Here is a 19260-nt window from a genome sequence, read left to right as displayed (position 1 = left end):
ATGTGCGGCATCGCCGGTTTCATCTGGCCCCACGGCGCAACCCCGCCCCCGGCTGACGAGCGTCGGGCGCTGCTCTCCGCCATGACCGGGGCCTTGGCCCATCGCGGGCCTGACGGCGAGGGGCTGCTTATCGACGGCCCGGCCGCCCTGGGCCATCGCCGCCTGTCCATCATCGATCTGGCCGCCGGTTCCCAGCCCATGGAAGATGCCGAGGGGCGGGCCGTGGTGACCTTTAACGGCGAAATTTATAACTACCGCGAATTAAAAGCCCGCTACGCCGCCCGGGGCTTTCGGTTCCGCACCCAGTCCGACACCGAGGTCATTCTCGCCGCCTGGCTCCTCGACGGGCCGGCCGGCCTTGACGCCCTGGAAGGCATGTTCGCCTTTGCCCTGTGGGACCGGGCCAGCCGCACGCTTTTTGCCGCCCGGGACCGCTTCGGCAAAAAACCGTTGGCCTACACCATCCAAGGCGGCGTCCTGGCTTTTGCCTCGGAACTGACCGCCCTGGCCAAGCTGCCCTTTTTGCGCCTGGAAACGCCGGTTGCGGCGCTTATGCGCTTTGCGGCCTACGAATACGTGCCCACGCCCGAAACGATCTACAAGGGCGTTTATAAGCTGCGCCCCGGCCATTATCTGCTCTTCAAAGACGGGCAGCTGACCACCGCGCCTTATTGGGAAATGCCGCTGCCCGGTCCCGAGCCCAGGGAATCGGAAGAAGAGCTGTGTGAAAAGCTGCGCCTGCTGCTGGCCCAGGCCGTCAAGCGCCGTCTTGTGGCCGACGTGCCCCTTGGCGTTTTTCTCTCCGGCGGCCTCGACTCCTCCACCGTGGCCGCGCTGACCGCCGGCATGGTCAGCCGCATCAAGACGTTCAGCATCGGCTTCACCGAAGCTTCCTACGACGAATCGCGCTATGCTCGCCTCGTCGCCTCGCGCTTTGCCACCGACCACCACGAACGCATCCTTTCGGCCGACACCTGCGGGTCGCTGTTGCCCGAAATCGTGGCCCGCTTTGACGAACCCATGGCCGATCCGTCCATCGTGCCCACCTATCTGCTCTCCCAGGTGACCCGGGAAAACGTCACCGTGGCTCTGGGCGGCGACGGCCCGGACGAACTCTTTTACGGCTACGAATATTTCCCGGCCTTTCGTCTGGCCGCCGGTTACGACAAGCTGCCGCCGTTTGTGCGCCGCCGCCTCATCGAACCCCTGGTCAAAATGCTCCCCCACTCGGCCGGGTATATCAACCCCCGGTTCGTGGCCGACACTTTTTTGGCCGGGGCCACCGCCCCCCAGTGGCTGCGCGTCCAGACCTGGCTGTCCGCCTTTACCGCCGACGCCCAGGCCGAACTGTGGCGCAATCCGGCCGCCGGCATGCTCGCCCCGCACCATCTTTTCGCCCCCACCCGGGAGCTGTTTGACAGCTACGCCGCAGGCGACCCTCTGGCCCGGGTCGGCTATGTCTTTGCCCGCCAGTACATGCTCGACTACATCCTGGTCAAAGTGGACCGCTGCTCCATGATGCACTCCCTGGAAGCCCGCGCCCCCTTTCTCGACCGCGATCTGGCCGAATTTGTCTGCCGGCTGCCCTCGCGCTACAAGCTGCGCGGGACCAATCGCAAGTATCTGCTCAAAAAGGCCGTGGCCGATCTGCTGCCCAAGGGCATCCTGGGACGCGGCAAACGCGGGTTTCTCATCCCCACCGCCGACTGGCTGCGCAAGCAGCTGCGCCCGCAGGTGGACGACCTGCTGGGGCAGCGCCATTTGACGCAACAGGGCCTATTTAATCCCAAAGAGGTCGCCCGCCTCGTGTCCGAACACGCCTCGCGCACGGCCGATCACCGCAAAAAACTCTGGACGCTGCTCGTCCTGCAACTCTGGCTCGCCAAGCACAAGCCAACCATTATCCCGTGAAACGACACCTTGATCCGGCCCGCCCGGAATACGCGCTCACCCGCGACGCCCTGCGCGCCACGGGACGCCACGATATTCTCCTCTTCCTGCTCGTCTCCACCATCGCCACCACCGCCGGCCTGCAAGCCTGGCAGACGCTTATTAACAACTTCGCCGTGGAAGCGGCCCACCTCTCGGCCGGACAGCTTGGCTTTGTCCAGTCCATCCGCGAAGTGCCGGGCTTTTTGTCCATGCTCGTCATTTACGTGCTCCTCATTTTCACCGAACAGCGCGCTGCCTCCCTGGCCGTGCTGCTGCTGGGCGTCGGGCTGTGCCTCACCGGCTATTTTCCAAGCTTCTGGGGCCTGACCGCCACCACGCTGCTCATGTCCACCGGCTTTCACTATTACGAGCCGCTCAACCAATCGCTGACCCTGCAGCACTTTAACACCTTCGAAGCGCCCGTTGTCCTGTCGCGCATCCGGGCCGTTGGAGCCCTGGCCAACATCGCGGTGGGCGTGCTCATCTACTTTATGGCCGACACCATGGGCTATAACGGCATCTTTGCCGCCACCGGCGCCATGGTCATCCTGGTCGGTCTGTGGGGACTGGTTAAAAAGCCCTGCGAAACCAACGCGGTCCCCCAGAAAAAAAAGATGTATCTGCGGCGCAAATACTGGCTTTACTATTTGCTGACGTTTCTCGAAGGCTCGCGCCGCCAGATCTTTATTGTCTTTGCCATTTTTTTGCTGGTCAAGAAATTCGATTACTCTGTCCAGTCCATCAGCCTGCTATTCGTGATTAACAACAGCATCAACTACTTTCTCAATCCCATGATCGGCCGGGCCATCAACCGCTTTGGCGAACGCCATCTGCTCTCCATTGAATACGCCGGCATGATCCTGGTGTTTCTTACCTACGCCTACACCGACTCCCACATCGTGGCCGGTATCATGTACGTCCTCGATTTCCTGCTGTTTAACTTCTCGGTGGGCATTCGCACCTACTACCAAAAAATCGCCGCCCCTGAAGACATGGCCTCGGGCATGGCCCTGGGGTTCACCATCAACCACATCGCGGCCGTGGTCGTGCCCGTGCTCGGCGGCATCCTGTGGATGGTCGATTACAAAATCCCGTTTTTCATCGGCGTGGGCCTCGGCCTCGTCTCCCTGGCCTTTGCCCAGTGCATCCGCACGCCCGCCAAGGCATAGCGCGCGGGGAAGGGGCGTGCGGCCGCGCCAACGGGTAACAGCGGAGGATTTCCATGCGTCAGGAAAAAAAAGTGCTCGTGGTCATTGATCTGCAAAATGACTATTTTCCGGGGGGCTTGTTTCCGCTCTGGAACGCGGAAGCGATCCTTGACGCCGTGGTCGCGGCCATCGGCCGGGCCAAGGAGCTCGCCATCCCGGTGGTGCTGGTGCAACATGTCGCCAAGGCCGGTGGCGCGCCGTTTTTTAACCCCGGCACACCCGGGGTGGCGTTTCATCCCCGGCTGCTGGCTGCCGCGCCCGACGCGCCGGTGGTGGTCAAGGGCCATGCGGATGGTTTTGTGGACACCGACCTGGAGACGGTGCTGGCCGGCTGCGGGGCCGAGCATCTGCTTTTTTGCGGTATGATGACCCAGAACTGCGTCACCCACACGGCCATCTCCCGCGCGGCCGAGAAGTACCGCGTCTCGATTTTGGGCGACTGCTGCACCACGGTCAGCGAGTTGCTGCATCTTATTGCGCTCAATGCCGTTTCGACGCGCGGGATTGTGACGACCAGCGCCGAGGCGTTGGCGGGGTAAGGGCGCAGGCTGGAATGACGCGGCGGGCCGGTCAGGGGTAGGGCAGACCGGCCAGGATGGTGACACGCTTAAACGCGAAGTCAAAGGCAGAGACGTCGATGTTGACGATACCCACAAAGGGCGTGTTGAGATCGATGATGACGGTGATGACCAGGAGGATCATGGCGAACATGGGCAGCTCGAAGGCGAGCTGGGTCTTTCTGTTGCCCACCCGGGTCAGCCAGGTCTTTAAGAGCATGACATAGTAGCCGGCCACGATGAGGCTGAAAATCAAGGGATGCAGGTTGGACGCGGCTTTGATCCTCCGTGTCAGCCGGCATTTGGTCATGTCGGTCAAATCCCCCAGCACCAGCCGGTGGATTGTCTCCTCGTTTTTGCTGGTCAGCGGGATGGCATAGGCCTGCTTCCAAAGCGCGTCGAAGGCCTCGGACGCCTGGGGCGACATCTTCCCTTCCTGCAAAGCCGCAATGTCATAATCCACCACGCTTTTGGCGTAGGCGACCAGACCTTTTTTGAGGCCCTCGGCGTCGGAAAGGCCGTTGAGCAGCCGGCCCATGGAGACCATGGCCTCGGATTCCTTGCGGGTGTCGTCCTGGACGGTGTTGAAGTTGACGAGCAGGGTGACCAGGGCCATGCTTAAAAAGATGGAATAGAGCGAATTAAACAGGCTGTAGTTGGAGATGGTTTCCGACAGATATTCGATGGGCGGCGCGTTGCGGCGGTAGGCCACCACGAGATAGAACAGGGTCGGCACCCCGAGAATGACGATGGTCGCGGTTTCGCTGTACCAGAAAAGGTTGTGCATGGCCGGCCTGTCTCCGCCTAGGGCAGCGGCTGTTTCAGATACCGGTAATAGCTTTCATACTGAAAGATCGCGGCCAGGGGATTATGCCCGAGCAGCCGGTCTTTGACGGCCAGCACCGTGCCCATGGCTGTGGCGTGCTTGAAAAAGAGCGAATCATGCCCCACGCACAGGCCAAGGAGGATATTAAACTCCGAGCGTGCCTCATTGAGCGCCAGGGCCTGGAAGATCGGGTTGCACATGGTTTCATGGGCGGCGTTTGGATCGACCTGATCGCTCGCTCCCAAGCCCAGGAGCGACTTGGGCTTGCCGCCGACCTTGCAGCCAACGGAAGCGACCTCGAACCCGTTGGTGGTCAAAATCTCGTGCACCACTGCGGCCTCGGCCCGAAGACCGATGCAAAAAGCCAGTCCCAAGCGGCGATAGCCCAGGCGTCGGGCGAATTCCACGATTTCGACAATGCGGGGTTTGAGCGGCACGACCGCGCCGTAGCCTTCTGTGCGGCCGCCGTAGCACGACGCTTCCTGGAGCGAGGCCTGCTTGGCAAACGTGGCGCACGGCTCGGCCACCATGCAGGCCACCGATGTGTCGGCCAGATCGCGCAGGCGCAACGACGGGCAATCGCTCGGGGCCTTGCCCTTGGCGGCGCGGCACCAGCGTTCGGACCAGTCAAACGGGCAGATGGCGCATTGGGGGAGTTGGGGCGTGTCGGTCATGGCCTAGTTCCCGCGCAGGAAGTTCCACCAGTTGCGGAACTCGAAAAAGCGTTCGGCTTCTTCGTGGGTCTGGCATTTGACGTGGAGCACATCGACCATGGAGTCGAATTCTTCGTTGGTGAAATGAAAGCCGGCCTCGCGCAGGGCCGCCTCACGGCCTTCGGCCCCCTCGGCCGCGTAGAGCAGCTTGCGCAGTTCCAGATTGGTCTCGAACTGTTCATAAAAGCGGCGCACATTGTCCTGGGTCATCAAATACCCCCCCGATTCACCCTTCCCCCGTTGCAAGTTTTTGGGAGGGGAGGGGCGCGGGGAGGGAAACCCTTTTTGAAAAAAGGGTTTCCCTCCCCGCATTGTTGTGCCGTCTAGGGCATCATGGGCGCGAGGTTAAGCCCCGCGTCCACGGGCAGGCCGGACATGAGGTTGGCGCAGGCCACGGCCTGGCCCGAAGCGCCCCGGCACAGGTTGTCGATGGCCGACACCACGATGAGCCGATTGGTGCGGGGATCGACCACCAGGCCGATATCGCAGAACATGGTGCCGCGAACGAAGCGCGTTTCCGGCAGTTTGCCCACCGGCAGCACGCGCACCCAGGGCTTGTCGGCGTAGTGGGCGGCGTAGACGGCCCGCACCTCTTCCACCGGCATGGGCCGGGTCAGCTTGGCATAGATGGTCGAAAGAATGCCCCGGTCGATGGGCAGCAGGTGCGGATTAAACGACACGGTAATATCGGCACCGGCCAGCTTGCCCAGTTCCTGCTCGATCTCCGGGGTGTGGCGGTGCTTGCCCAGGTTGTACGCCCGGAAGCTGTCGTGGACCTCGCAGAAAAGCATGCCTGTGGCGGCCTTGCGCCCGGCCCCGGAGGCCCCGGATTTGCTGTCGGCTATGATGTCGATAATGTTGATGAGGCCGTTTTTGAGGGCCGGGGCCAGTCCCAGGATGACCGAGGTGGGATAGCAGCCCGGGTTGGCCGTCAATTTGGCGGTCTTTATGCGCTCGGCGTACAGTTCCGGCAGACCGTAGACGGCCTCGGGCAAAAGCTGCGGGTGGCGGTGGGTAAGGCCGTACCAGTCGGCATAGATGCCGGCGTCGAGCAGGCGGAAATCCGCCGACAGATCGACGACTTTAAGGCCAGCGGCCAGCAGTTCGGCGGCATAGTCCATGGCTGCGCCGTGGGGGACGGCCAGAAAGACCAGCTTGCAGGAACCGGCCAGATCGGCGGCGTCCGGGGCGGAAATGCCCACGTCGCCGGCCGGGAAGCCTTCCAGAAAGGGATAGATGGCTTTTAAGGGCTTGCCGGCTTCGGCCCGGGATGTCGCCCGGGTGAGTTTTAAGATCGGATGGACGGCCAGAATCCGGGCCAGTTCCATGCCGGTATAGCCGGTCACGCCCACAAGTCCGACGGGGATGGTCTGCATGACGGTCCTCGGGCTTACTGTTTCTTGACGAAAATCAGGCGCAGGTCGCACAGCAGGCTGGCCAGCACGTCGCTTTCCTCGGCGGAGAGGTTGCCGCGCGTCTTGCAGTCGAGCATGGCCAGGATGTCGATGGTGTGCTTGGCCTCGGCCAGATTGGTGATGATGCGGCCGCTTTCCGGTTCCGGGGCCTCGCCCATGAGCACCATGGCCGATTGGGCCAGGGACAGGATGAAGGTGATAAACGAGACCGGGGGAAAGCAAGGCTCCTGGCCGGGCCGGCGCTCCTTGCAGGAGCCTGACCCTGTGGTGTCGGATGCGTTGACCATAAACGACGTCCTCCTTGCGTGGCATTGGGCCTTGTCCTGCGCCGCACTCCCTATTACAGAAGGCAATGACGCAAGACGGCAACCAGCCGGGGGTAGTCTTACCCCAAACCCGTCCAGCTTGCATCCGCTTTTTCCCGGCCCGGCCGGCCGGATGCGGCTTCGGACCCCGGAGGCAACACCATGCTGACAAAGATCGTCGCCACCCTAGGCCCCGCATCCCTTGCGCCGGACACCATGCGCGAGATGGTGCGGCACGGGGTGCGCATTTTCCGCCTGAACTTTTCCCATGCCGACGCGGCCTATTTCGCGCCCATCATCAAAACCATCCGGTCGCTGGAAAGCGAGATGGGCGTGCCGCTCACGGCCATGGCCGATCTGTGCGGCCCCAAGACCCGCATCGGCGAAGTGGCTGCCTCGCCGCGCACCGTGGACAAGGGCGAGGCGCTGCTGCTGGGCCTGCCCGACGAACGCCCTGATCCGGCCCGGGACGATCGCGTGTTCGTCTCCCTTGATGTGCCTGAGCTGCTGGCCGGGCTGCGGGTCGGCATGCCGGTCAATTTGAGCGACGGCCTGCTGCAATTCCACGTCACCCGGGAGATCAAAGCCGACCGGCTCTATGAGATCGAGGCCCAAAACGCCGGCCTGCTCTCCTCCAACAAGGGCATCGCCTTTCCGGGCAAGCACCATCCCATGCCGGCACTCACCCCCAAAGACATCAAGGATCTCCACGAAGGGCTTGATGTCGGCGTGGACGCCGTGGCCATTTCCTTTGTCCAGAACGCCGCCGACGTGGTGCAGACCAAGGACGAGATCAAGCGCCACGGGGTCTGGGCACCGGTGGTCTCCAAGCTTGAGCGGCAAAACGCCGTGGACAACCTGGACGAAATCCTGGCCGTCACCGACGCGGTCATGGTGGCGCGCGGCGATCTCGGGCTTGAATGCCCCATCCCGCAACTGCCGATCATGCAGAAAAAGATCATCCGGGCCTGCCGCCATGCCCAGCGGCCGGTCATCGTGGCCACGCAGATGCTTTTGTCCATGGTCAAAAACCCCATCCCCACCCGGGCCGAGTCCACGGACGTGGCCAACGCCATCCTCGACGGGGCGGATTGTGTCATGCTTTCGGAAGAGACGGCGGTTGGCGATTATGCCGTGGAAGCGGTCAAGGTGATGCAGCAGATTTCGGAAAACGCCCTGGAGTATTATCTGGAGCGCATCCAGGCTCCGTATGCGCCCAAGCGCGAGAAGAATCCGCGCAAGTTCGTGGCCTATTCGGCCTGCCTCATTGCCGACAATATGGAGAGCAAGGCCATCCTGTGCCACACGGTCAGCGGCACCAACGCCCGGCTGACGTCATCCCGCCGGCCGCGCCAGCCCATTTACGCCCTGACGCCCGATCCCAGGGTCATGCGGTTTTTGAACTTCTCCTGGGGCGTCAAGCCGCGCCTGCTCGAGTTCGGCCGGGACGGCGAGGCGGACTACATGGAGCGGGTGGAGTCGTTCGTGGATGATTGTCCGGATTTCGCCCCGGGCGAGGCGGTGGTCATCACGGCCGGCCGGCCGACCCCGGGCAACGACACGCCGGGCACCAACGAAATTAAGATCTATTGCAAGTAACAACTGGAGCCGGGGAGGGCGTCGGCTGACGGCGTCTTCCCCGGCTTCGGTTTGTGCGCCAAAGGAAGCGGCAACCCATGGAAATGACCTTTCAGCATTATCTGCTCGGCCTTTTTGCCGTGGCCAACAACATCCCGGCCCTGCCGCTGCACATGAATCTGTGCCGGGGCATCGACGTTGCGGGCCAGCACCGCATGTGTACCGTGGCCACGGGCAGTTCGCTGGTCACCATGGTCGTTTCCCTGGTCATCGGCGCGGCAGTGCTGGAATTTTTCGGCATCTCCATCGCCGCCTTCCGCATAGCCGGCGGCCTGCTCCTGGTCACCAGCGGCCTGGGTATGCTTAAAAGCAAATGCGACGAACCCGCAGGGTTCATTCCGGCCACCCTGTCCGAGATGATACCGCTGGCCGTGGTCCCCATTGCCATCCCGCTGACCACCGGGGCCGGCACCATGTCCACCATCATTTTATTTGCCGAAAGCGCCGGTTCCATGAACGGGCTGCTCAAGATCGGAGCGGCCATAGGCGGCGTGACGCTGATCAATTACCTGACTTTTTTCTATTCCCCGGTCATCGTCCGTTTCCTCGGCCACACCGGCATGGACATTTTCACCAAGATTTTTGGCCTGATCACCTTGGCCCTGGGCATCCAGTTCATTATTACGGGCGTCATCGCCGCCTTTCCGGTGCTGCACTAGCCCCTGTCAAGCTTGCCTTGCGGCATTCCCACCCGACGGAAGTGCTTTCTCCGCTCCCGCCCACCATCGCGGCAACGCCGTCCCCACTTTACCCCTTGCCTTTCAGGAGGGATTCCAAAGGGGCCACCCCTTTGGCCGCCGGAGGCCTCTTCTGCCTTCTCTTCTTCTCTTCAACTCGTCCCCTCTCTCCCTTCGCTAGCGCGCGCTGCGCGCGCCGCGCAGCAGCGACAGGAGCACCCCCACGCAGGAGTAGATGGCGAAGGCTGTCAGCCCCACCCGCAGGCTGGTCAGAAAGGCCGGCAGCGTGTCCGGGCCGATGGCCGCATCGTGCATGAAGAGGGCGAAAATGAGCGTGATGCTGGACATGGACACGGCCATGCCAAGCGTGCGCATACTGGCGATCATGCCTGAAGCCAGCCCGAACTGGCGTTTTTGCACGCTGGCCATGATGGCGGTGGAATTGGGCGTGACAAAGACGCCAAAGCCCGTGCCGATGACAGCCAGTTCCAGGACCAGCAGCCACAGCGGCGTATCCGGGCCGATGGTCACGGCAGCGGCGAAGAGTCCGACGGCGCTGATGAGCATGCCGATGGTGGCCAGCCGCGCCGGGGCCATGCGTTCGGCCAGCCGGCCGGACAGGGGCGAGGCAATGACCTGCATGACGGGTTGGGCCAAAAGGACGAAACCGGCCAGACGCGGCGGCAGGCCTTTGGCGTATTGCAGATAGAGGCTCATGAAAAAGGTGAGTCCGAAGGTGGCGGCGTAGCTGCCCAGCGCCGCCAGACAGCTGAGGGTGAAAAAGCGGTTGCGGCGCAACAGGCCCACGTCCAGGAGCGGGCAGGGGGTGTGGGTTTGCAGGCGCAGGAAAAGGGCCAGACCGAGAATGCCCCCGGCGATCATGGCCGGTCCCAGCGGGATCTCCCGGGCATGGGCCGCGCCCAGCATAACCAGTCCGACGCTGGCGGCGTAGGCCAGTCCGCCGCGCCAGTCCATGCGCTCGCCCGAGGCGTTTTTGACCGCCTCGCGCATGCCAAACAGGCACATGCCGGTTGCGGCCAGCCCCAGCGGCGCAGACATGAGAAACACCAGCCGCCAGCCGAAATGGCCGGTGACGTAGCCGCCAAGGACCGGTCCCATGGACAGGCCGGCGTAGGTGAAGGCCGAAACGAGGCCGATTTTGCGGCCCCGGATTTCCGGCGGATAGGCGGCAGCCACCAGGGCCAGCGAGCCGGAGAGCATCATGGCCGCGCCCAGCCCCTGGAAAAAGCGCTGCAGCAGGATCATTTCCACCGAGGTGGTGAAGCCCAGGGAGCAGGTCAGGCCGGTAAAAAGCGCCAGGCCCGGCAGCATCACCCGGCGCTGGCCCACGATATCGCCGAAGCGGCCGAAGGTGAGCATGGCCATGGCCAGGGACACGACGTAGAGTTGTTCGATAAGGCCCAGCTGCATGGCCGAGGCCCCGAGATCGCGCCCCAGGGACGGCAGGGCCACGCCCACGGCGGTCAGCATGAACGGGGCCATGAATTGGGCGATGCAGACGGTGGCGAGCACCATGGCCGGGGAACCGGCCTTGTCACGAATCATGTGAACTTCCTTGGCAGTTTCCCCGCCGTGTCGGCTTTCCGGCCGACGCCGTCAAGCCGGCCGGCGGCCGGGCGGGGAAAGATGGCGGGAATGTGACATTTTGGTGCGCCCCTTGCCAGTTTTCCCGGCGACGGGTACCCATAACGGTCAGACCATGAACCAGCCGACCGACGGGGGAGTGTGTGGAACGCATTATTGAGGCCGATTTACAGCGTTTAAAGACCGAAACCCTGACCGCCTTCCACATGGCCCAGGCCGCCGTGGACAAGGCCGTGCGCTCGGTGTTTACGCGCGACCCGGCTCTGGCCGACGCCGTTATCGTCGAGGACGCCGCCATCGACACCCTGGAATGTGCCCTGGACGCGGAAATTTTGCGCGTTTTGGCCCTGTACCAGCCCGTGGCCGGCGATCTGCGGGCGATCCTTGGCTGCATGCGCTGTGTGGGCGACATTGAACGCATCGGCGATCAGGCCGTCAACATTGCCGAACGCGGTCTGATTCTTTTGGAGTTGGAGGCGTTTGCCCCGCCGCCCAAGCTGTTGGAGCTGGCCGAGGCCACGCGGGATTTTCTGGCCAACACCGCCGTCTGCTTCACCAATCTGGACATGGATATGGCCCGGCGGCTGTGCGAGGAGTCCTTGGACATCCTGGAACTCAATGTGGCGCTGCTTAAAGAGATGGCCGAATTCATGCGCGACGCCGCCCGGCCGGTGGAGCGGGCCGTGCAGATCTGCTTTATCGCCCACGGCCTCAAACGCGTGTGCGACCAGTGCACCAACATCGCCGAATCCGTGGTCTTTACCCGCGAAGGGGCTTGCAGCCGGCATCGTTGCGATTAGGGCTGCAGCCCGCAACAAAAACGACGGGACGTTAGGAATATTCGCGCCGCTGTCCGGGCTGCGCTCTGAGGGGCTGTGCCCGCGTTCCACCGACTGGCGAAGGCAGGCGCGGCGGGAGGGCCAGCCTCCCCAGGGGAGCGCTCCGGGCCAGGGCGGGCGTCGGTGCGATCTCCTCGGCAGACTCCTGTTCGCGCATTTCCATGATGAGTTCGGACAGGCGGCTTGAAGTCAGGGCCAGATCAGACACGGCTGCGCTCGATTCATCCATGCACCGTGCCGTCTCTTCCGCAATGCTGCTCACATGCCGCAGGGCCTCCATGATGTGGTCCGTGGTGGCCGACTGCTCCTCAGCAGCGGCGGCGATCGATTGGACCTGCCCGGCTGTTTCGTCGATGAGGCCAACAATGGTCTTGAGGGCATCGCCGGATTGGTTGGCCCGTTCCACGCTGTTGGCAATGGCGCTGTTGGTTTCCTCGGCGTAGGCGAGATTGCGACGCGTTGCGTCCTGGACGTTGCCGATGGCCTGGCTCACTTCCTTGGTGGCGTTCATGGTTCGTTCGGCCAGCTTGCGCACCTCATCGGCCACCACGGCGAATCCCCGGCCGGCCTCGCCGGCGCGCGCCGCCTCGATGGCGGCATTTAAAGCCAGGAGATTGGTCTGGTCAGCGATGTCGTTGATGACGTCAATGATGGTGCTGATGGCCTGGGCCTGTTTGCCGAGTTCGGCCATGTCGTTTTTGTTGGCCTGGGCTTTGGCATGGACTTGCAGGATGATTTCCACGACCGAGTCCACCACCTGCGATCCCTTGTCGGCTTCGGTGCGGGTACGCTCGGCCAGTTGCGCCGAGGTCGAAGCTTTCTGGGACACTTCCAGGGAGACCTGACTCAACTGGGTGATGGCATCGAAAGCCTCCGAGGCCCGGCTCTTTTGCATGTTGGCGCCCTGGGCCGATTCCTCGATCTGGTGGGAGAGTTCCTGGCTGGCGCTGGCCAGGGTGTCGGCCATCTGCTCAAGCTGGCCGGCCGCGTCCTTCATGCGGTCAAACGACCTCTCGGCCTGGATCTTGAGCCCTTCGCTTTGGCTTCTGGCTGCGATGGCCTCGTCGGCGCACAGTCTGGCTTTTTCCTCATCACGGGCGGCCAGGCTGATCTGATCCCGCAAGTTGACCACCATCTGGGACAGGGACTCTTTGAGAATGTGCAGTTCGGCCTGGTAGACGCCGTCGATGGGTGCCTCCATCTCGCCCTGGGAGACTTTCGCGGCATAGACCGAAAGTCGATTCAGCGGGGAGACGATGGCCCGCTTGGAGTAATAGACCAGAAAGCCGAGGGCGGCGGCCACTAAAACGGCCGCCCCGATGGTGACGCCGAGGATGGTGTTAAACGCAGACTGCTCCGCAGCCTCGGCTTGGGCCCGGGCTCTGCCGGAAAGTCCGGTGATGCTGGTCTTGGATTGCTCGAAGGTGGCCTGGGAGTCGCCATAGATCGCCTGGTAGGCCTGTTTGGTCTTAAAATCCCCGTGTTCCTTGATGATGCTGTCGTATTGCGCCTGGGCCTTTGCAAAAAGCGGCGCCAATTCCCCGAGCGCCCCGTATTGGAGCTGTTTGGCGATAGCGGCGGAAAGGGCGGCGGCTTCCGTTTTTATGGCGTCCATTTCAGCCGGCTTGCTTGTCCCCAGATATTGAAAAACCTTGAGCCGCAGGGCGTAGAGAGCCTGGGTGAGGTCGTCCAGGCCCCGGGCTGCCTGGATCTGGCTTTGATAGACGGCTTTGAGCCTTTGCCCGTTGGAGTAGGACAGGACCGTCTGGGCAACAAAGGCCACGGCCAGTACGGCGTAGATAATGCCGAGCCTGGTGACAAGGGGAAGATACTTTTGCTGCACGGCAGAACTCCCTTGGGAAAAGACGCACGGTTTGGCGCGCCGGAAGGGTTCCGACGCGCCGGGGCTGTTTGCTTATTGCTTGAGCGACTCGATCAGGACGGTGTTTTGCAGGATGGCATCCGAGGCGAAATCTGCCTGCAGCAGGTTGTTGTCCTTGAGAAAAGCGTGCAGCTCCGTCATATACGCCTTGAGGCCGACGGTGTTGCGCGCAAGCTGCGTCGCTTTGTCATGGATGGACACGGCGGCGAGCATTTCCTTGAGTTCCGCTTCGGAATAGGGCTTTTCGCCCTCAAAGGTCTTGGTGTTGAGGATGGTGGCATACTCTGCCCAGTTGGCGGGGTCTTTGGTCCAGGCCACGGCCTTGGTCCAGCCGGCGAAGAATTTGGCCAGATCGGCCGCGGGGAGCTCGGCCAGGGTGTCTGCCCGGGCCGCGAAGCCCTCGGGGATGACGCCGGGATAGGTGGCGCTGGTGGCCACCACCGTGCCGTCGCCTTCCTTGATGGCGCGTAGCGCCTGGGGATCATAGTTGACGGTCAGGGGCATCTTGCCGGCGATAAAGTTGTCGGCCATGGCCTCGGGCTCGACTTCGACGGTTTTGATATCCGCAAGCTTTAAGCCATTGGCGGCCAGGAATCTGTTGAGGAAAAAGGTCACTGACGGCTGATTCAAATAGATGCCGACGGTCTGGCCTTTGAGTGCGGCCATGTCCAGGCCCTTTTTGGCAATGATCTTGTCGCCGCCGTTGGACCAGTCCGTCTCGCCCAGAATGGCGATGGGCGTGCCGCTCATGGTAAGTCCCACCCAGGAACCGAGCATATCCAGAGCGATGTCGATGCGTTTGTTTTCCAGGGCGGCGTTGAGTTCCTGGTTGGAGCCGAAATTAACGACCTCCACATCAAGGCCCTGGTCTTTCCACAGGCCCTTGGCCTCAGCCACATTGAGCGGTGAAAAGGCAATCCAGTGGATCATCCCAACTTTATACTGTTTGGCGTAAGCGGTTGACGTCAGGAAGCCGAGAACAACAAGGGCTACAATGATACGACGCACAAAATACCTCCAAAGTCTCAAGGTGCTGCCCCTGGCCTCAGCTTTTTTTGAGGAGTCCAGGAGGATGCGGGGATGATGCGGACGCTGCGACGCGTGGCCGTTACGGTCCCAACACCTATTCATGAAAAAGGCAGCACGGGGAAGCTGTTGGGGGCTTTGTCAACGAATCGTCTGGAAAAGACCCTATTGCACATGGAGGCGTCACATTCTGATCAAATAACGGGCTGCGCCAGCTCACCCGTGGTGCGTTTCGGTCCGGGGCCTCTGGCTGCACCCGGCCGGTGCCGCCGCATTTGGACATGGAATATTTCCGTCCGCCGGCGTATCCTTCTGGCTGAGACGCCAAGGAGGCGGCCATGAATGTTCCCAAAGGGATGGTTGTCCTGGTGGTGGACGATCAGCAGCCCATGCGCAAAACCATTGCCTACATCCTGCGGCAGTTGGGCCTTAAGCACATTGAGTTTGCCGAGGACGGCGACGAGGCCTGGAAGCTGATCAATAACGCGCGGGTGGATCTGGTGCTGCTCGACTGGAACATGCCCCGCCTGTCCGGCCTGTCACTGCTGGAGCGCATCCGCCAGAGCGAAAGCTACGCCAGGTTGCCGGTGGTCATGATTACGGCCGAAGCCAATATCGAGCATGTGCAGGCGGCTATGCAGGCCGGCGTGACCGACTATGTGGTCAAACCGTTTTCGCCGGACACCCTGTATAAAAAGCTCAGTTCCGTGTGCGAGCGCTGTCCGAGCCTGCTCAAGCTGGCGGTAGGCAGACCGTGACCACGGTGCCGGTGGTGTCATCGGTGGCCAAGATGATATCGCCGCCGTGGGCCAGGGCGATGCGCCGGGCGGAATAGGCCCCAAGTCCGGTGCCCTTGGGTTTGCCGGCCGTGACGTATTTCTCGAAAAACCGCTCCCGAATGCTTACGGGGACAGCGCCCTGATTGGTCAGGACGATGCACGCCAGCTTCCCCTGCCGGCGCAAATCCACCGACACCCGCCCGCCGTCGGGCGAGGCCTCCACGGCATTGGCCAAAAGATTGGCCAGCATGGAATAGCACAGCAGTTCCTCGCCCATGACGGCAAAGGCTTCTCCAGCGCACGGCGGGCGGCCGTCCAGGGTCAGTTCCAGGGACAGGTTGTGGGCGTTGGCCGTATAGGCATGGGCGGCGAACAGCTTTTTGACGATGGGCACGATAGCGACCGCGACCGGGGCCAGGGTGTACTGGTCGCGTTCCATTTGAAACAGCGCCGCCGACAGGTTCACCATGGCCAGGACGGTGTAGCCGGCGTCTTCGATAAGCGAAAGCATGTCGCGCTGGTCGTCGTCGAGATTCTCTGCCAGACGCATGACCTGGGGCAGGCTGATGATGGTGGTCAGCGGCGTTTTCAGATCGTGGCGCATGATGCGTTCCACGTCTTCCCGCAGCCGGGCGTTTTCCACGGTCACCCGCAACAGCTCCCGGTCGGCGGCGGCCAGACGATACTGGGCCAGGGCCGCGTCCAGGGAGCAGCGCAAGGTCGCCGGGGGGCAGGGTTTGGTCAGGAACCGAAAGATCCGGCCTTCGTTTATCGCCTCCATGGCCGTGTCCAGGTCGCCATGGCCGGTGAGCATGAGCGGCACGGCCTGGGGGGCGAGAGCCTTGGCCCGGCGCAAAAACTCCACGCCGGACAGGCCCGGCATGCGCAGATCAGAGACGATGACGGCAAAGGGACCGCGTTCGGTCAGCAGGCGCAGGCCGGTTTCCGGGCCAAGGGCTGTTTCCAGATCGTAACAGCGGCCAAGGGTGCGGCGCAGGGCGTCGAGCACGGCCGGGTCGTCATCGACAACGAGGATTTTGGCGCATTGGGGCATGGGGCGTCCTTCTCAGGCAGCCTGACCATACCCCAAGCGCTTCACAAGGGGAATTCTCTGGCGGCGAAAAAGCCGGCGCAGGCCCACAGAACCACGGCCATGGCCCGAAACACCCGGCGCAGGGCCGCAGGCGATTCCAGAACACGGACAAGCCAAGCCCCGAAGACGGCATAGGCCATCATGCCGCCAAACCCGATCAGACATACCGGCGAGACGAGCAGGGCGACGGCCGCGAGGTCCGGCATGCCGGCCGTGACAAAGGGCGGCAGCATGGCCGATAAAAAGCCCCAGGCCTTGGGATTAACCGCCGCCACGAGCAGGCCCTGGCCGAAGAGATGGGGCAGGCGGGTGGTGGAAGCGACGCCTGCCGGCAGCGCCAGCCGGCACGGGGCGCGCCACAAGCGCAGCCCCAGCCAGATGAGGTAGGCTGCGCCGGCAAACCGGACCAGCCGCAACAGGATCGGTTCCCGGGCGAGCAGTGACAGGCCGAACAAAATGGCCGTCACCTGCAGGACCGTGGCGCAGGCATTGCCCAGGGCCGCCGCAGCCACCGGCCGGGCACCGTGGCGCATGCCAAGGGTCATGGCCTGCAGCATGGCCGGCCCGGGGGTGGGCATGCTGGCGGCCAGGGTCATCAGATAGGCGAGATAGGTTTTGGTGAGCATGGCGGCTTCCCGCGACAGGGGGGCTGCCCGGCCGGGTCGCAGGCCGGCCGGGAGCCTTTGCCCGCCTGCCGCTGCGTTCGCCCCAGGGACAGGACGCGGCAGCGGCTGGCGGTCGCCCGTATCAGGTGCGGTCAGCTGCGCCAGCGGAGCATGAATTCGGCGGATGTGCCGCCGGCCTTGATGTGGGCGATAAGGGCCGAGCCGAAAACCACGCCATCCACCAGATCGCCAAAGGCCAGGAGTTGTTCCGGGGACTTGATGCCGAAACCCAGGGCCACGGGCACGTGAAACAGGCGGCGCACGGCCGTCAGGCGCTCTTTGATCTCGGTTGGCAGGGAATCACGCATGCCTGTCGTGCCCAGCACCGAGACGAAATAGACGAAGCCGCGCGCGTCCTTGGCATAGGCGGCCAGCCGTTCTTCGGAGGTGTTGAGGCCAACCAGCGGGATCAGGTCCAGGTTGTGCTTGTCCAGAGCGGCGCGAAGCGGTCCCGATTCCTCGAGCGGCACGTCGGGCACGACAAACCCGGACACCCCGGCGTTGGCCGCATCCTCAGCCAGTTGCTCCAGGCCGTATTGCAGAAACGGGTTGTAATAGCCCATGAGCACGATGCCTGCCCGGTACTGGCCTTTGCGCTTCTCCAATTCATAGAGCAGCCAGGACAGGCAGGTGCCGTTGAGCAGGCAATCGAGGGAGGCCTGTTCCACCACCGGGCCATCGGCCACGGGGTCGGAAAAGGGCACGCCGATCTCGATGATGTCGGCCCCGCCGGCATCCAGGGCGGCCAGTTCGTCGAAAAACCGCTCCTTGTCCGGGAAGCCACCCGGCAAAAAGGGCATAAGCGCTTTGCGCCCGGCGGCCAGCGCCTCCATGATGCGGGTGGTCAGAATCGACTGGCTCATTGCGCGCCTCCCTGCGTGTTCTCATAGGACTCGATGATGTCGAGATCCTTGTCGCCGCGACCGGACAGGCACACCACCACCTGCGACCCCTTGGGGATGTCCGAGGCCGGGTTTAAGGCCCAGGCCACGGCGTGGCAGCTCTCCAGGGCCGGAATGATGCCTTCGCGTCGGCACAACGCCTCAAAGGCGGCCAGGGCTTGGCTGTCCACGGCCACGTCGTAGTGCACCCGGCCGGTGGCCCCGAGATGGGCGTGTTCCGGGCCGACGCCGGGATAATCCAGGCCGGCCGAAACGGAATGGGACGGCTGGATTTGCCCCTCGGAAGTTTGCAGCAGCATGGTGCGCATGCCGTGGAGCACCCCGGGCGTGCCAAGGCTGATGGGCGCGCTGTGGTAGCAGCCGGCCTCGCCCGTGCCGCCGGCCTCGACGCCGATCAATTTGACCGAGGCATCCGGCACGAAATGGTGGAACATGCCGATGGCGTTGGAGCCGCCGCCCACACAAGCCACCACGTAATCCGGCAGCCGGCCCATTTTGTCCAGGCACTGGGCGCGCGCTTCCAAGGATATGATCGCCTGGAACTGGCGCACCAAAAGCGGAAACGGATGCGGGCCGGCCGCCGTGCCAAAGCAATAGTGGGTGGTATTCTGCTCGGCGATCCAATAGCGAAGCGCCGCGTTGATGGCGTCTTTGAGCGTCTTGGTGCCGGACTCGATAGGCACCACTTCGGCCCCAAGCAGTTTCATGCGCCGTACGTTGTGCGACTGGCGCACCACGTCCTCGGCCCCCATGTAGACGATGCAATCAAGCCCCAGCATGGCCGCTGCCGTGGCCGTGGCCACGCCGTGCTGGCCGGCCCCGGTCTCGGCCAATAGCACCTTTTTGCCCATATATTTGGTCAAAAGGCCCTGGCCCATGGTGTTGTTGATCTTGTGCGCGCCGGTGTGATTCAAATCCTCGCGCTTGAGCCACAAATCATAGCCCAACTCTTGCGACAGATTGGGGCAGCGGTACAGCGGCGACGGCCGACCGACATAATCCGCCAACAATGCCTTTAATTCGCTTTGAAAGCCCTCGCTCGGCACAATCGTGCGCATGGCCTCTTCCAGTTCCAGCAAAGGCGGCATGAGCAGCTCCGGCACGAACTGCCCGCCAAACTCGCCGTAATAACCCTTTTTCATAGTGAGATATGCCTCCGGCGGCTGGGGAAACCCTTTTTGAAAAAAGGGTTTCCCCA

General features: G+C 63.0%; 19 protein-coding genes. 7 read left to right on the top strand and 12 right to left on the bottom strand.

All coding sequences use genetic code 11. The features are described 5' to 3' along the window. From asnB to GTA51_RS12380, 3 genes are read left to right on the top strand one after another with little or no spacing between them, the layout of a single operon-like run. Positions 1–1911 carry an asparagine synthase (glutamine-hydrolyzing) gene (gene asnB / locus GTA51_RS12390; protein ID WP_160961598.1) on the top strand — a complete coding sequence of 637 codons (1911 nt, stop codon included), beginning with the start codon at positions 1–3 and terminating at the stop codon, positions 1909–1911. Continuing rightward, complete coding sequence (locus tag GTA51_RS12385) at positions 1908–3101, top strand: MFS transporter (RefSeq protein WP_160961517.1); 1194 nt, start codon at positions 1908–1910, stop codon at positions 3099–3101. The genes asnB and GTA51_RS12385 overlap by 4 nt, the downstream gene beginning before the upstream one ends. A gap of 53 nt (positions 3102–3154) precedes the next feature. Then, on the top strand, positions 3155–3679 hold the full coding sequence (locus GTA51_RS12380; RefSeq protein WP_160961515.1) for a cysteine hydrolase family protein: 525 nt from the start codon (positions 3155–3157) through the stop codon (positions 3677–3679). 31 nt (positions 3680–3710) lie between these two features. On the opposite strand, the gene GTA51_RS12375 is transcribed toward GTA51_RS12380, so the two are convergent. From GTA51_RS12375 to GTA51_RS12355, 5 genes are all read right to left on the bottom strand, one after another. Beyond that, entirely contained in the window at positions 3711–4484 is a 774-nt protein-coding gene (locus tag GTA51_RS12375) for a bestrophin-like domain (RefSeq protein ID WP_160961513.1), read from the bottom strand. Positions 4485–4501: 17 nt separating this feature from the next. After that, positions 4502–5197: a DUF1847 domain-containing protein gene (locus GTA51_RS12370; protein ID WP_160961512.1), complete on the bottom strand. Its 696-nt coding sequence runs from the start codon at positions 5195–5197 to the stop codon at positions 4502–4504. A gap of 3 nt (positions 5198–5200) precedes the next feature. Beyond that, entirely contained in the window at positions 5201–5446 is a 246-nt protein-coding gene (locus GTA51_RS12365; RefSeq protein WP_160961510.1) for a Nif11-like leader peptide family natural product precursor, read from the bottom strand. Positions 5447–5559: 113 nt separating this feature from the next. Next, positions 5560–6612, bottom strand: coding sequence for an N-acetyl-gamma-glutamyl-phosphate reductase (gene argC, locus GTA51_RS12360; RefSeq protein ID WP_160961508.1), 1053 nt, complete (start codon positions 6610–6612; stop codon positions 5560–5562). A 14-nt stretch (positions 6613–6626) separates the two neighbouring features. Then, on the bottom strand, positions 6627–6938 hold the full coding sequence (locus GTA51_RS12355) for a DUF1844 domain-containing protein (protein WP_160961507.1): 312 nt from the start codon (positions 6936–6938) through the stop codon (positions 6627–6629). Positions 6939–7118: 180 nt separating this feature from the next. Between GTA51_RS12355 and pyk the strand changes: the two genes are divergently transcribed. Both pyk and GTA51_RS12345 read left to right on the top strand, forming a co-directional pair. After that, positions 7119–8555: a pyruvate kinase gene (pyk, locus tag GTA51_RS12350; protein WP_160961505.1), complete on the top strand. Its 1437-nt coding sequence runs from the start codon at positions 7119–7121 to the stop codon at positions 8553–8555. A gap of 77 nt (positions 8556–8632) precedes the next feature. After that, positions 8633–9253 (top strand): MarC family protein, encoded by a 621-nt coding sequence (locus GTA51_RS12345; RefSeq protein ID WP_160961504.1) that lies wholly within the window; start codon positions 8633–8635, stop codon positions 9251–9253. Between the two features lie 195 nt (positions 9254–9448). On the opposite strand, the gene GTA51_RS12340 is transcribed toward GTA51_RS12345, so the two are convergent. Further along, positions 9449–10837, bottom strand: coding sequence for an MFS transporter (locus tag GTA51_RS12340; RefSeq protein WP_160961502.1), 1389 nt, complete (start codon positions 10835–10837; stop codon positions 9449–9451). 182 nt (positions 10838–11019) lie between these two features. On the opposite strand from GTA51_RS12340, the gene phoU reads away from it, so the two are divergent. Next, positions 11020–11676, top strand: coding sequence for a phosphate signaling complex protein PhoU (gene phoU, locus GTA51_RS12335; protein WP_160961500.1), 657 nt, complete (start codon positions 11020–11022; stop codon positions 11674–11676). A 31-nt stretch (positions 11677–11707) separates the two neighbouring features. Here phoU and GTA51_RS12330 read toward each other — a convergent pair whose 3' ends face one another. Together GTA51_RS12330 and GTA51_RS12325 are read right to left on the bottom strand one after the other, a co-directional pair. Further along, positions 11708–13558: a methyl-accepting chemotaxis protein gene (locus GTA51_RS12330; protein WP_160961499.1), complete on the bottom strand. Its 1851-nt coding sequence runs from the start codon at positions 13556–13558 to the stop codon at positions 11708–11710. A gap of 72 nt (positions 13559–13630) precedes the next feature. Continuing rightward, positions 13631–14605 carry an ABC transporter substrate-binding protein gene (locus GTA51_RS12325; RefSeq protein WP_160961497.1) on the bottom strand — a complete coding sequence of 325 codons (975 nt, stop codon included), beginning with the start codon at positions 14603–14605 and terminating at the stop codon, positions 13631–13633. 356 nt (positions 14606–14961) lie between these two features. Here GTA51_RS12325 and GTA51_RS12320 point away from each other — a divergent pair, with 356 nt between their 5' ends. Next, positions 14962–15381, top strand: a complete 420-nt coding sequence (locus GTA51_RS12320) for a response regulator (RefSeq protein ID WP_160961495.1) — start codon at positions 14962–14964, stop codon at positions 15379–15381. On the opposite strand, the gene GTA51_RS12315 is transcribed toward GTA51_RS12320, so the two are convergent. The 4 genes from GTA51_RS12315 to trpB all read right to left on the bottom strand — a co-directional run bounded on the left by GTA51_RS12315 (position 15356) and on the right by trpB (position 19204). Further along, positions 15356–16456 carry a hybrid sensor histidine kinase/response regulator gene (locus tag GTA51_RS12315; protein ID WP_160961494.1) on the bottom strand — a complete coding sequence of 367 codons (1101 nt, stop codon included), beginning with the start codon at positions 16454–16456 and terminating at the stop codon, positions 15356–15358. The genes GTA51_RS12320 and GTA51_RS12315 overlap by 26 nt on opposite strands. A gap of 41 nt (positions 16457–16497) precedes the next feature. Beyond that, positions 16498–17121, bottom strand: coding sequence for a LysE family translocator (locus tag GTA51_RS12310; RefSeq protein WP_160961492.1), 624 nt, complete (start codon positions 17119–17121; stop codon positions 16498–16500). Positions 17122–17252: 131 nt separating this feature from the next. Then, a complete protein-coding gene (gene trpA / locus GTA51_RS12305) occupies positions 17253–18023 on the bottom strand; it encodes a tryptophan synthase subunit alpha (protein WP_160961490.1) in 771 nt (256 codons plus the stop codon). Continuing rightward, positions 18020–19204, bottom strand: a complete 1185-nt coding sequence (trpB, locus tag GTA51_RS12300) for a tryptophan synthase subunit beta (protein ID WP_160961489.1) — start codon at positions 19202–19204, stop codon at positions 18020–18022. The genes trpA and trpB overlap by 4 nt, the downstream gene beginning before the upstream one ends. Positions 19205–19260 lie beyond the last annotated feature (56 nt).

It is taken from the genome of Solidesulfovibrio aerotolerans (genome assembly GCF_009856865.1).
GTDB lineage: Bacteria > Desulfobacterota > Desulfovibrionia > Desulfovibrionales > Desulfovibrionaceae > Solidesulfovibrio > Solidesulfovibrio aerotolerans.
The sequence above is the reverse complement of the archived record's forward strand: the minus strand, read 5'-3'. Positions and strand labels throughout refer to the sequence as shown.

Bases quoted from the DNA above. Each gene is read 5' to 3' on its own strand.
- asnB (WP_160961598.1), top strand. From the start codon at position 1: ATGTGCGGCATCGCCGGTTTCATCTGGCCCCACGGCGCAACCCCGCCC.
- GTA51_RS12375 (WP_160961513.1), bottom strand. From the start codon at position 4,484: ATGCACAACCTTTTCTGGTACAGCGAAACCGCGACCATCGTCATTCTC.
- trpB (WP_160961489.1), bottom strand. From the start codon at position 19,204: ATGAAAAAGGGTTATTACGGCGAGTTTGGCGGGCAGTTCGTGCCGGAG.
- GTA51_RS12380 (WP_160961515.1), top strand. From the start codon at position 3,155: ATGCGTCAGGAAAAAAAAGTGCTCGTGGTCATTGATCTGCAAAATGAC.
- GTA51_RS12310 (WP_160961492.1), bottom strand. From the start codon at position 17,121: ATGCTCACCAAAACCTATCTCGCCTATCTGATGACCCTGGCCGCCAGC.
- GTA51_RS12345 (WP_160961504.1), top strand. From the start codon at position 8,633: ATGGAAATGACCTTTCAGCATTATCTGCTCGGCCTTTTTGCCGTGGCC.
- pyk (WP_160961505.1), top strand. From the start codon at position 7,119: ATGCTGACAAAGATCGTCGCCACCCTAGGCCCCGCATCCCTTGCGCCG.
- GTA51_RS12365 (WP_160961510.1), bottom strand. From the start codon at position 5,446: ATGACCCAGGACAATGTGCGCCGCTTTTATGAACAGTTCGAGACCAAT.
- trpA (WP_160961490.1), bottom strand. From the start codon at position 18,023: ATGAGCCAGTCGATTCTGACCACCCGCATCATGGAGGCGCTGGCCGCC.
- argC (WP_160961508.1), bottom strand. From the start codon at position 6,612: ATGCAGACCATCCCCGTCGGACTTGTGGGCGTGACCGGCTATACCGGC.
- GTA51_RS12320 (WP_160961495.1), top strand. From the start codon at position 14,962: ATGAATGTTCCCAAAGGGATGGTTGTCCTGGTGGTGGACGATCAGCAG.
- GTA51_RS12370 (WP_160961512.1), bottom strand. From the start codon at position 5,197: ATGACCGACACGCCCCAACTCCCCCAATGCGCCATCTGCCCGTTTGAC.
- GTA51_RS12315 (WP_160961494.1), bottom strand. From the start codon at position 16,456: ATGCCCCAATGCGCCAAAATCCTCGTTGTCGATGACGACCCGGCCGTG.
- GTA51_RS12340 (WP_160961502.1), bottom strand. From the start codon at position 10,837: ATGATTCGTGACAAGGCCGGTTCCCCGGCCATGGTGCTCGCCACCGTC.
- GTA51_RS12355 (WP_160961507.1), bottom strand. From the start codon at position 6,938: ATGGTCAACGCATCCGACACCACAGGGTCAGGCTCCTGCAAGGAGCGC.